This window comes from Cytobacillus oceanisediminis 2691 (assembly GCF_007678455.1).
Lineage (GTDB): Bacteria > Bacillota > Bacilli > Bacillales > Cytobacillaceae > Mesobacillus > Mesobacillus oceanisediminis_A.
In genome coordinates, this window is sequence record NZ_VEEP01000004.1 from 258,487 (window position 1) to 271,172 (window position 12,686).

Genomic DNA, 12,686 nt, shown 5'->3' on the forward strand with positions numbered 1-12,686 from the left:
TCAGACTTCTGACAAATGTAAACGCACGCATCCGATTATCATAAGCAAAAAAGGGTAACATAAAATTGTAAAATTGTAAGTAACGCATTCATACTTTTTAAGGAGGAGAAAGAATGTCGAATACATATAAAAGAGTATTTTTGATTGTGATGGATTCAGTCGGGATCGGAGAGGCTCCTGACGCAGAGAAGTTTGGAGACAAAGGTTCCCATACACTTGGCCATATCGGAGAGAAAATGAACGGACTGAACATGCCGAATATGGGCAAGCTGGGCCTTAGCAATATCGAAGAAATTAAAGGTATCAGCCCTGCTGCGAAGACAATGGCGTTCTATACAAAGATGCAAGAGGCATCGAACGGCAAGGATACCATGACAGGACATTGGGAAATCATGGGCTTGAACATCCAGACTCCTTTCCAGGTTTTCCCTGATGGTTTTCCTGGTGAACTGATTTCCGAACTGGAATCACGCACTGGCAGAAAGGTCATCGGAAACAAGCCGGCAAGCGGAACCGAGATCCTTGTTGAACTAGGTGAGGAGCATATGAAGACAGGAGCTTTGATAGTGTACACGTCCGCAGATTCAGTGTTGCAGATTGCGGCACACGAAGAGATTGTCCCGATCGAAGAACTGTATGATATTTGCAAGATCGCCCGGGAACTGACACTCGATGAAAAGTACATGGTAGGCAGAGTCATCGCAAGACCTTTCCTTGGTCAGCCAGGTGATTTCAAACGTACTTCCAATCGCCATGATTATGCGCTCAAGCCATTTGGCAGAACGGTCATGAATGAGTTGAAGGATGAAGGTCTTGATGTGCTGGCGATTGGTAAAATTTCCGATATCTATGATGGTGAAGGTGTAACAGAATCCCTTCGTACAGTTTCAAATATGGACGGAATGGATAAGCTGCTCCAGACTTTGGACCAGGACTTCACTGGACTGAGCTTCCTGAACCTTGTTGATTTCGACGCGCTGTTCGGACATCGCCGCGACCCGGAAGGTTATGGTAAAGCGCTTGAAGAATATGATGCACGACTTCCTGAAGTCTTTGAAAAATTGAAAGAGGATGACTTGCTCATCATCACCGCAGATCACGGTAATGATCCTGTTCACCACGGAACAGACCACACGCGCGAATATGTGCCGCTCCTTGTTTATTCAAAGGGAATGAAAGAAGGAAAAGAACTGCCGGTACGTAAGACCTTTGCTGACATTGGAGCGACGGTTGCGGAAAACTTTAACGTAAAAATGCCTGAGCACGGAACTAGCTTCCTGAAGGAATTGAACTAAGGAGTGGAATTCATGGATTATAATCAAATTCAAACAGCAGCATCGTATATCAATGAGAAATTAACTCAGCAGCCTAAAATCGGTTTGATTCTTGGCTCGGGGCTGGGAGTCCTGGCTGAAGACATTGGGAACCCGGTCAAGATTCCTTACAACGAAATCCCGGGATTCCCGGTTTCGACAGTTGAGGGGCATGCAGGACAGTTGGTTTGCGGACAGCTTAGCGGCGTTGAAGTTATCGCAATGCAGGGGCGCTTCCATTATTATGAAGGCTACAGCATGGATAAGGTCACATTCCCAGTCCGTGTGATGAAGGAACTAGGGATAGAAAAGCTCATTGTTACAAACGCAGCTGGAGGAGTGAATGAAAGCTTCGAACCAGGAGATTTGATGATCATTACTGACCATATTAACAATATGGGGACTAACCCACTGATCGGGCCAAATGATTCGCGATTCGGCGTGCGCTTCCCTGATATGAGTGAAGCCTATTCTAAGAATTTAAGAGCGGTTGCGAAAGAAGTCGCTGAAAAGAACAATCTTACAATCAAAGAGGGGGTATATCTTGGAAACCCTGGACCAGTCTATGAAACGCCTGCCGAAGTAAGGATGATCCGTACGCTGGGTGGAGACGCAGTCGGAATGTCCACAGTGCCTGAAGTCATTGTGGCAAAGCATTCTGGACTTGAGGTACTTGGCATTTCCTGCATTTCGAACATGGCAGCAGGAATCCTTGATCAGCCATTAAGCCATGATGAAGTAATTGAAACAACTGAAAAAGTGAAGTCCAGCTTTCTTTTGCTTGTGAATGAAATTGTAAAAACAGTAGGGGAAAAATAATCCATAGCTCTCCAGCTAAATAATGATAAGTGGTGATAATGATGAGAATGGTCGATGTGATAGAGAAAAAACGTGACGGACATGAGTTATCAACGGAAGAAATCCAGTTTTTCATTGACGGCTATACAGATGGCAGCATTCCTGACTACCAGGTAAGCGCGCTGACAATGGCGATTTTCTTTCAGGGAATGACTGAAAAAGAACGCGCAGACTTAACGATGGCAATGGTGAAGTCTGGAGACCAGATTGATCTTTCTGCGATCGAAGGTGTGAAAGTCGATAAGCACTCTACAGGGGGTGTAGGTGATACAACGACACTGGTACTGGGCCCATTAGTAGCGGCTTTAGGTGTGCCGGTAGCAAAAATGTCAGGGCGCGGGCTCGGACATACAGGCGGAACCATCGACAAGCTGGAAGCAGTAGAAGGTTTCCATGTCGAGATTGATAATGAGGAATTCATCAATCTTGTGAATAAAAATAAAATTGCGGTCATCGGTCAGAGCGGGAATCTGACTCCAGCTGATAAAAAGCTCTATTCATTACGTGATGTAACTGCAACTGTGGACAGCATCCCATTGATTGCCAGCTCGATCATGAGCAAAAAAATCGCTGCTGGTGCAGATGCAATCGTCCTCGATGTAAAAACAGGAGCAGGCGCATTCATGAAGACGCTTGAAGATTCTCGTGAACTGGCAAAAGCAATGGTTAGAATCGGGAACAATGTCGGCCGCAGGACGATGGCTGTCATTTCTGATATGAGCCAGCCGCTGGGCTTTGCAATCGGGAATGCCCTTGAGGTCAAGGAAGCAATCGATACCCTGAAGGGAGAGGGTCCTGAAGATTTAACTGAACTTTGCCTGACACTTGGAAGCCACATGGTCTTCCTGGCCGGAAAGGCAGAGTCCCTTGGAGACGCACGAAGCAAGCTTGAAGAAGTCATCAAGAACGGCACTGCTCTCGAAACCTTCAAAGTATTCCTTGCATCCCAGGGCGGAGATGCATCGGTCGTCGATCATCCCGAAAACCTGCCACAGGCGAAATACAAGTTTGAACTTGAAGCGAAAGAGGCAGGCTATGTATCCGAAATCGTCGCTGATGAAGTAGGAACAGCCGCCATGCTTCTTGGAGCAGGAAGGGCAACGAAGGAATCCGAAATCGATCTGGCAGTAGGGCTTATGCTGCACAAAAAAATTGGCGACAAGGTAGAAAAGGGAGAATCCCTTCTCACCATCTACAGTAACTTTGAAGATGTGAATGAAGTAAGAGAAATGCTGTATGAGAACATCAAAATCTCGAGTGAACATGTTGAAGCACCAATCCTCGTACATGGAGAAATAACAGAATAAAATCTTTGAACGAAAGCGGAGAGCTGACTCTCCGCTTTTTTATATGCAAAAAATACCGGTTTTATCTGCCTTACCTGTATAAAAGTGGATTGGTTGGATAAAAATAGAGCCTATAAAGATAGGAGGGTTATGGCCATGAATCTAAAAAAGTTTACGAGTTTACTGCTTGTTTTTATGCTGGGTGCAGCATTTATATCCCCTAAAGGATATGCCAATGAAGGAGACAAAGGACTGGCCAATGATGCCAGTTCAGCTATTCTGATTGAGCGTGATACAGGGCAGGTACTGTTTGATAAAAACAGCCATGAAAAGCTTCCGCCGGCAAGCATGACAAAAATCATGACAATGCTATTGATCATGGAAGCTTTGGATGAAGGAAGGCTGAAGCTCGACGAAAAAGTCCGCGCAAGTGAATATGCTGCTTCGATGGGAGGATCCCAGATATTCCTGGAGCCAGGAGAAGAGATGACAGTTGAGCAATTGCTAAAAGGAATCGCTATCGGGTCAGGTAATGATGCAGCAGTGGCAATGGCTGAGCGTATCGGTGGATCTGAAGAGGCATTTGTGAAAATGATGAACAAGAAGGTAAAGGAACTTGGCTTGAAGGATACCTTTTTTAAAAATACTACTGGCCTGCCTGTAGATGGACATTATAGCTCGTCATATGATATGGCCATGATGGCAAAAGAGTTGCTTAAGTACGAAAAAATAACCAAATACACGGGTACGTATGAAGATTACCTCCGTGAGGATTCGGAAAAGAAATTCTGGCTTGTGAATACGAATAAGCTTGTTCGTTTTTACCCGGGAGTGGATGGCCTAAAGACCGGCTTTACTAATGAAGCAAAATATTGTTTGACAGCTACTGCTCAAAAGGATGGCATGCGTGCGATCGCGGTCGTGTTTGGAGCACCGACATCCAAGGCGAGGAATGCGCAGGTAACGAAGATGCTCGACTATGCTTTCAGCCAGTATCAGACGCATCCAATGTTCAAAAAAGGGCATCCGCTCGGTAAAGCAGTCATCAGCAAGGGTGACAAAAAGTCAATCAACGCGGTCACCTCTGAAAGTGTTTCCCTCCTTACAAAAAAAGGAGTTGACATCAAGGATGTCAAACAGAAGATCACACTGAACAAAAGCCTTAAGGCTCCTGTCGAAAAAGGGGACAAGGTAGGAACTCTTAAGCTTGTGAAAGACGGCAAAACCGTAGCGGAAACCACACTTGTTGCGGATGCAAAGGTTAAAGAAGCAAGCTGGTGGATCCTGTATAAGCGCTCATTCGGAATGTTCACCAGGGCTGGAAGCCAAAAATAATGTCAGCCAGGTTCATGATTGTGTCGAAAACTCTGCCATTCCATCTAGTTTTAGCGAATTGGCACTAGTTTTGTTCTGAAGAAGGAATTGGCTGATTCAATGGAGAATTTGACTCACTATACCAGATAAGGAGGCTTTGGATAGTGAGTCTTAACATTGATATGGAAGTGAAGCATGACGTCTTATTGATAAGAATCAGTGGTGAATTGGATCACCACACTGCAGACCAGCTTCGCGAGCAGGCAACAAAAGCCATTGAGAACGAAGGAATCCGCCACATTGTCATGAACCTCGAACATCTCACCTTTATGGATAGTTCGGGACTCGGTGTAGTTTTGGGAAGATATAAACAAATCAAACAGCTTCATGGAGAAATGGTTGTTTGCGCAATCTCGCCGCCAATCAAACGGTTATTTGATATGTCGGGCTTATTCAAGATCATCCGTCTTGATCCGACGGAAGAATTTGCATTAGAGAGATTGGGGGTTGCATGATCCATGAAGAATGAAATGAATCTTCATTTTAGCGCGTTAAGTCAAAACGAATCATTCGCCCGCGTTACCGTTGCTGCCTTCATTGCGCAGCTGGATCCAACGATGGACGAATTGACGGAAATCAAAACCGTTGTATCCGAAGCGGTGACAAATGCGATTATCCATGGATATGAAAGCAATCCGGACGGAAAAGTGTTCATTTCCGTATTGCTCCAGGATGGGATGATCGAAATGCTCATTAAAGATGAAGGAATAGGCATTCCTGATATCGATGAAGCCATGCAGCCACTTTATACTTCAAAGCCAGAGCTGGAACGGTCCGGTATGGGCTTTACGATTATGGAAAATTTCATGGACGAAGTACAAGTGAGATCAGAGCCCGGCTTTGGGACAGAGATTCGTTTGAAAAAGCACCTGTCAAAGAGCAAAGCGCTGTGCAATTAAGGGAGTTCTGCCGATGGATGTGGAGGTAAAAAAGGATAATAGCCAAACGTATCTTAAGGACCATGAAGTCAAAGAACTGATTTTGAGAAGCCAGCAGGGAGACCAGGCTGCCAGGGATTTGATTGTCCAGAAGAACATGCGTCTCGTCTGGTCCGTCGTCCAGCGTTTCCTCAACAGAGGATATGAGCCAGACGACCTGTTTCAAATTGGCAGCATCGGCCTCTTAAAATCAGTTGATAAATTTGACCTCTCGTACGACGTAAAATTTTCAACATATGCCGTTCCAATGATCATTGGTGAAATCCAGCGTTTCATCAGGGATGACGGGACCGTGAAAGTCAGCAGGTCGCTGAAGGAGACTGGCAATAAAATCAGGAAGGCAAAAGACGAACTTTCCAAAACCCTGGGCAGGGTGCCGACTGTCAATGAAATTGCCGAATATCTTGAATTATCGCCTGAAGATGTAATCATGGCCCAGGAGGCAAGCCGAAGCCCGGCCTCCATCCATGAAACCGTCTATGAGAATGATGGCGATCCAATTACTCTGCTGGACCAAATCGATAATGGCGAAGAAGGACGCTGGTTCGATAAAATCGCCTTGAAAGAGGCTATCAACGAACTGGAAGAACGGGAAAAACTGATCGTTTATTTGAGGTATTATAAAGATCAAACCCAATCAGAAGTCGCAGCCCGGCTTGGCATCTCCCAGGTCCAGGTCTCGCGCCTCGAAAAGAAAATACTTCAGCAAATGAAAGGCCGTATGGATCTTTGAATCCATACGGCTTTTTGTTTTTCTGAAAATCTTGTAGGTGGGGACGAATTGGTGCCCTAAACACGGGAATTCGAAAAAAAGAGGTCACCCTTAGAGCTGATTGGTGCCCTGAAACACCAGAAACTGGGAATGTATTGCACCAATAAAGCCGATTGGAGCCCTGAAATACCAGAAACTAGGAAAGTGGTACACCAATAAAGCTGATTGGAGCCCTGAAACACCAGAAACTGGAAAAGTGGTACACCAATAAAGCCGATTGGAGCCCTGAAACACCAGAAACTGGGAAAACAGTGCATCAATTAAGCTAATTGGGACTCTGAAATACCAGAAACTGGAAAATTAGTACACCAATAAAGCCGATCGGTGCCCCGAAACACCATTAACTGGGAAACCAGTACACCAATAAAGCCGATTGGAGCCGTAAAAAACCAGTAACTGGGAAACCAGTGCACCAATAATGCTTATAGGCGCTCTGGTACACCAGTAACTGGAAAATTAGTGCGCCAATAAAGCTGATTGGTACCTTAAAACACCAGTAACTGGGAAAACGTGATACCAATAAAGCCAGTTGAAGCCCTAATACACCTGTAACTGGAAAAAGTACACCGATGAGTCCGTTAAATTCCCCAAATAAATCAACATCCCGGATCTATAAAGCACTCCATCTTAACCAATTATTGGACTTCATGAAAAGCACATAGCAATACATACTAAATATACGAGGAAAACACTGTGTTGGAAGTGAATCTGATGGAAAAAACGATTTATATCCGCATGCGGAATCGCGTACAGGTCAAGCCTGAGGAATCACTTTTATTGAAGGATATTGCCCAAATTATTGCCAGCGAAGAAATATACCAAGACCTGGCATCGCTTGAAGTAAAAAGAATTTCTCCAAAGGACCATATCCATATCATCGATGTCATGAAGGTCATTCATTTCATTACAGGGATATATCCGGATCATGAAGTCCAGGCTGTTGGACCGGCTCAAACGATTATTGAGGTGATCTACAAGAAAAAAGGAATGTCGATACCATTTTTTATCCTTGTGTGGTTTTTGCTATTTTTCGGTGCAGCATTAACCATCATGAACTTCCACGAGGATGTCAGCATGCAAACGGTGCATGAGCGGCTCTATTTTATCATGACGGGAAAAGAAGTCGCAAAGCCGCTGTTATTCCAGATACCTTATTCAATCGGCATTGGTGTTGGCATGATCTTATTTTTTAACCATGTATTCAAAAAGCGGCTTAATGAAGAGCCGAGCCCGCTTGAGGTTGAAATGTTCAATTATCAGCAATCACTTGATCAATATGTCATTCTGCATGAAAACAAGGAAAGTGTGAAACATCTCGATGACGATTAACATCTTGTTCATTATCCTTATTGGGCTGGCTAGCGGGCTTGCAGTAGGATCGGGTTTTGTAGCATTCTTATCGGTTCTGGGCGTGATTCCCAGGCTGACCCAGCTCACAAAGACAATGAAGCTGATTTCCTGGTATGAATGGGCTGTTGTCCTCGGTGCTTTGCTGGGAACTGCGGGAAGTTTGAGGGATCCCGTATTGAGCTTTTCTCCATACGTCACCATTCCTCTTGGACTCGCTGGCGGCATATTTGTCGGGATGCTGGCAGCTGCGTTAACAGAAGTATTGAATGTACTGCCTATCCTGGCAAAAAGGGTGCGGGTTGATGACAAGCTTGAAACATTGCTGATGGCCATTGTGCTCGGAAAAGTATTCGGGTCATTGTTTCACTGGATTTATTTTGTAGGGCAATAAAAATGAGGGAAGAGAAAGGACGGCAAATAATGGCCGAAAAAAGGAAGGTAATCCTAATTACAGATGGTGATGACTATGCACGGCGAGCTGTTGAGCGTGTTGCTGCCGATATTGGCGGACGGTGCATCTCTCTTTCTCACGGGAACCCTTCCGTCCTTTCTGGGCCCCACCTTGTTAAGTTAATCAAAAAAGCCACAAAGGATCCGGTGTTGGTCATGTTTGATGATAGTGGTTTTCTTGGAGAAGGAGCAGGAGAAAAGGCACTGAAATACGTAGCTGAGCATGAGGACATCCAGGTTCTCGGCGTTATCGCGGTTGCCTCGAAAACGCATATGGAAGAATGGAGCCGGGTGGATTTCTGCATCGACCGGGATGGTGAACTCACTCCCTATGGTGTCGATAAACATGGCCTTCCAGAGTTGGAAATGGGAAGGATCAATGGTGATACAGTTTATTGTCTGGACACGCTTGATGTCCCGTTGATCATCGGGATAGGTGATATCGGCAAAATGGCCAGGCGTGACCATTATAAAATAGGATCACCCATCACGAAGAAAGCAGTGGAAATCATCCTTGAAAGGAGCGGATTCTATGCCAAAGAAGAATGACAAACAGCCAATCCCGCTATCGTTGGACGAAGCTGAAAAGTACATGAAAGAGAAGGTTGGCCTGGGGGATAGTTTTGATCTGGGTGTCAGGAAGCTGAAGATCCTGAAAAAGGATGTTCACTTTTACTATGTAAATGGGTTGTGTGATACTAGCTTCATCGTACATATCGTTGAAGAGTTGGTGGATATCAATGATAATGAAAAACTTTCGACCCATTTGCAGGCTATTGTAGAAAACAGGATAACCCATCAATCTGTTGAAAAAATCAAAACAATGGATGAGCTCGTCGACCAGGTCCTTTCAGGTCTTATTGTCATCGTAGTGGAAGGGGAAGCGTCCGGATTAGTTGTGGACGTACGGAGCTATCCGGGAAGGCAGCCTCAGGAGCCAGATACTGAAAAAGTAGTGCGCGGGTCACGTGATGGCTTTGTCGAAAATATCATCGTCAATACGGCGTTGACCCGACGAAGAATCAGGGATGAGAATCTTCGTTTTGAGATGATGAAGATAGGCGAAAGGTCTAAGGCGGATGTTGCCCTTGGCTATATTAAAGATATTGCAAATCCAGGAATGATTGAGGTCATCAAAAAAGAACTTAATTCGATAAAAATCGATGGAATCACGATGGCCGATAAAACAATTGAAGAATTTTTGGTCAAGCAAGGATATAATCCATATCCGCTCGTCAGGTACACAGAACGTGCCGACGTCGCCGCTACCCACTTGCTAGAAGGACATATCCTTATATATGTTGACACTTCCCCAAGTGTCATCATCACACCAACGACCTATTTCCATCATCTTCAGCATGCTGAAGAGTACAGGCAGTCACCGGCCGTCGGAACAATGGTCCGATGGGTGCGATTCCTGGGGGTCCTTGCCTCACTGCTGCTTTTGCCTTTATGGTATTTATTTGTGCAGAACCCTGACTTGCTCCCTGAAAAAATATCTTTCATTGGACCCAATGAAAAATCCAATATACCGGTCTTCCTGCAAATCATGATGGCGGATGGCGGCATCGAGTTCCTGAGGATGGCGGCCATCCATACACCGACACCGCTCTCTACAGCGATGGGTTTGATCGCTGCCGTCCTGATTGGACAAATCGCCATCGATGTTGGAATGTTCGTGCCTGAAGTCATACTTTATGTCGCTGTGGCTGCAATCGGTACTTATGCGACGCCAAGTTATGAATTGAGTGTAGCAAACAAAATAGGAAGAGTATTTTTGCTGATTGTAACTGCCATATTCCATGTCCCAGGGTTTATGATTGGTACAACCATTTGGCTGTTGTTTCTGGCACATATAAAATCATTGAACACTCCATATCTGTGGCCATTTATTCCTTTCCATCCTGTTGCTTTTATGCAGATTCTGATTAGAAGGACCGTTCCTGGCTCAAAAATCCGTCCAAGTATTGTGCATGCAAGGAATCGCTTCAAACAGCCTTCGAACTCTTGACGAGATTACGATTGCGCGTTGCCAGGAATTGTGGTAAAGTGTTTTTAATTTACTAAAGTCTTAAAGCGAAAAATAAATAGACAGTTCATCAAATGAACTGTCTTTTTATTTATTAGATGCCCGAAAAGTGCAGGCTTCTTTTGAAAAAATGTGAAAATATTGTACCAGGGAATTGAATATTTTGGCAAGGGATGAGGGGACAACATGGAATTTCATGGAACGGCAAAAACTAACCGACTGGGACATTTGGAGATAGGCGGTGTAGATACAGTCCAATTGGCTGAAAAATATGGGACCCCGCTATATGTTTATGATGTAGCTTTAATCCGGGAACGGGCAAAAGCTTTTAAAAGAACTTTTGAAAATGCTGGAATCACCGCACAAGTAGCATATGCCAGCAAAGCTTTTTCAACGGTGGCGATGGTTCAATTGGCCGCTGAGGAAGGTCTCTCGCTTGATGTTGTTTCTGGCGGGGAGCTGTACACGGCACTTGTAGCCGGATTTCCAACAGAAAAAATCCACTTTCATGGAAATAATAAAAGCTATGAAGAGCTGGTCATGGCTATAGAGCACAATATTGGCTGCATTGTGGTTGATAATTTTTATGAACTTGACATGCTGAAGGATATTTGCAAGGAAAAGAACACGCCCACCAAGGTTTTATTAAGAGTTACACCTGGAATTGAAGCACATACTCATGATTATATTTTAACAGGCCAGGAAGACTCTAAATTTGGCTTCGATTTACAGAATGGACAGGCTGACGAGGCGATGCGCATTTCCCTGGAAGAAAAACTGATCGATGTGCTGGGATTGCATTGCCACATAGGTTCACAAATTTTTGAAACGACAGGATTCATCCTAGCTGCCCAAAAAATCTTTGAAAAATTGCATCAATGGAAGAATGAATTGTCCTTCGAATCCACTGTCCTTAATCTTGGCGGTGGTTTTGGGATTCGTTATACAGATGAAGATGATCCGATTCCAGCAGCGCAATATGTGGAAGAAATAATTGCTGAGGTGAAAAAGCAGGCTTCCCGATATTCAATGAAAACGCCTGAAATCTGGATCGAGCCGGGACGTTCGCTTGTAGGAGATGCTGGTACTACACTTTACCGCATAGGCTCCAGGAAGGATGTTCCAAATGTCCGCAAGTATGTCGCGGTTGACGGCGGGATGAGTGACAATATCCGGCCAGCTTTGTATCAGGCTAAGTACGAAGCAGTCCTTGCAAATAGAGTAATGGATAAACCTGAGGAGACGGTTTCGATCGCCGGGAAATGCTGTGAATCAGGGGATATGCTAATCTGGGACCTTCCGCTGCCAAAGACTGGCAACCACGACATCCTCGCAGTATTTTGTACGGGAGCATACGGCTATTCAATGGCAAACAACTATAACCGCCTTCCAAGGCCTGCAGTCGTATTTCTTGAAAATTCAAAAGATACGCTGGTTGTCCGCCGTGAAACATACGAGGATATGGTGAAATTAGACCTTCCGCTTAAAGAAAAGGTTAACAGTTAAAGCTGCATTTCCGCAGCTTTTTTAGCTGTTCATAGGGTGTTATTTAAAAATTGGCTAAAACCCCGGTCTTATTGTAGAATAACAGATTGGAGGGATTCTGTATGAAAAAGAATAACTGGCTATTGTTTCTGTTATTGCTATTGATGTCTGTTGGATGGGGAGCCTACTACTGGTTTTTTATTGTGCCAGGACAATAGAGCACAGATAAAATTTGAAGTATCTGCCCGGATTATGTATGATTATATCAATTCAATTTATATATGAACCAGAAAATGCAGAAAAACATATAATATCAAAATGGTGAATAGCATTTGATTACTGCGGTACTCGGTCTTGAGTAGCGAAGGTTTAAATTAGAAGGAAAATGGAAAAAATGGTGTTGGTATCATTCCGTTTATTACTGTCAAACCACGATGAGGGATATTTATGTTAATTCGATATAAAAAGGCATTCGAAAAGATTGCAATGGGCTTGTTATCTTTCATGCCAAATGAGAAGGATTTAAAAAAACTTCAGCAGACGATGAGGAATTACGAAACAGATGATTCATGGCAGCTGTTTTTATGGAAGGAAGGTGAAGATATCATCGGGCTTTTGGGTGTTAACTTCGCTGAGGATAAAATGATGCAGCTTCTCCACATATCTGTGAATCCATCCCATCGTCATCAGGGAATTGGGAAACGCATGGTCAATGCATTGCAGGAGATGTTTCCGGAATGGACGGCAATCGCAAATGCTGAGACGGCATCCTTTTTTGAAAAATGCAGCCAGGAAGATAATAGTGTTGAAGGCAGTGGATATTAAATCCCT

13 protein-coding genes are annotated in these 12,686 nt (G+C 44.3%); all 13 read left to right on the forward strand.

All coding sequences use genetic code 11. The features are described from left to right. The first annotated feature begins 113 nt into the window (after nt 1-113). Nucleotides 114-1,295: a phosphopentomutase gene (gene deoB / locus FS736_RS10445; RefSeq protein ID WP_144476591.1), complete on the forward strand. Its 1,182-nt coding sequence runs from the start codon at nt 114-116 to the stop codon at nt 1,293-1,295. Nucleotides 1,296-1,307: 12 nt separating this feature from the next. Then, nucleotides 1,308-2,132 (forward strand): purine-nucleoside phosphorylase, encoded by an 825-nt coding sequence (locus FS736_RS10450; protein ID WP_144476594.1) that lies wholly within the window; start codon nt 1,308-1,310, stop codon nt 2,130-2,132. 41 nt (nt 2,133-2,173) lie between these two features. After that, a complete protein-coding gene (locus FS736_RS10455) occupies nt 2,174-3,478 on the forward strand; it encodes a pyrimidine-nucleoside phosphorylase (protein WP_144476936.1) in 1,305 nt (434 codons plus the stop codon). Between the two features lie 135 nt (nt 3,479-3,613). Then, nucleotides 3,614-4,792, forward strand: coding sequence for a D-alanyl-D-alanine carboxypeptidase family protein (locus FS736_RS10460; RefSeq protein WP_222125066.1), 1,179 nt, complete (start codon nt 3,614-3,616; stop codon nt 4,790-4,792). Nucleotides 4,793-4,935: 143 nt separating this feature from the next. Then, nucleotides 4,936-5,286, forward strand: coding sequence for an anti-sigma F factor antagonist (gene spoIIAA, locus FS736_RS10465; protein WP_144476600.1), 351 nt, complete (start codon nt 4,936-4,938; stop codon nt 5,284-5,286). A gap of 3 nt (nt 5,287-5,289) precedes the next feature. Then, nucleotides 5,290-5,730 (forward strand): anti-sigma F factor, encoded by a 441-nt coding sequence (gene spoIIAB, locus FS736_RS10470; protein WP_144476602.1) that lies wholly within the window; start codon nt 5,290-5,292, stop codon nt 5,728-5,730. Between the two features lie 13 nt (nt 5,731-5,743). Next, a complete protein-coding gene (gene sigF / locus FS736_RS10475; RefSeq protein WP_144476605.1) occupies nt 5,744-6,502 on the forward strand; it encodes an RNA polymerase sporulation sigma factor SigF in 759 nt (252 codons plus the stop codon). 750 nt (nt 6,503-7,252) lie between these two features. Then, nucleotides 7,253-7,870 carry a stage V sporulation protein AA gene (locus FS736_RS10480; protein WP_144476939.1) on the forward strand — a complete coding sequence of 206 codons (618 nt, stop codon included), beginning with the start codon at nt 7,253-7,255 and terminating at the stop codon, nt 7,868-7,870. Further along, the gene (locus FS736_RS10485; protein WP_144476608.1) at nt 7,860-8,282 is read left to right on the forward strand and encodes a stage V sporulation protein AB; all 423 of its coding nucleotides are present in this window, start codon (nt 7,860-7,862) and stop codon (nt 8,280-8,282) included. Before FS736_RS10480 ends, FS736_RS10485 begins: the two co-directional genes overlap by 11 nt. 29 nt (nt 8,283-8,311) lie before the next feature. Continuing rightward, a complete protein-coding gene (gene spoVAEA / locus FS736_RS10490; RefSeq protein ID WP_144476611.1) occupies nt 8,312-8,890 on the forward strand; it encodes a stage V sporulation protein SpoVABEA in 579 nt (192 codons plus the stop codon). Continuing rightward, nucleotides 8,874-10,352, forward strand: coding sequence for a spore germination protein (locus FS736_RS10495; protein ID WP_144476614.1), 1,479 nt, complete (start codon nt 8,874-8,876; stop codon nt 10,350-10,352). The genes spoVAEA and FS736_RS10495 overlap by 17 nt, the downstream gene beginning before the upstream one ends. A gap of 204 nt (nt 10,353-10,556) precedes the next feature. Further along, entirely contained in the window at nt 10,557-11,876 is a 1,320-nt protein-coding gene (gene lysA / locus FS736_RS10500) for a diaminopimelate decarboxylase (protein ID WP_144476617.1), read from the forward strand. A 426-nt stretch (nt 11,877-12,302) separates the two neighbouring features. Further along, on the forward strand, nt 12,303-12,680 hold the full coding sequence (locus tag FS736_RS10505) for a GNAT family N-acetyltransferase (protein WP_144476620.1): 378 nt from the start codon (nt 12,303-12,305) through the stop codon (nt 12,678-12,680). The last annotated feature ends 6 nt before the right edge of the window (nt 12,681-12,686 follow it).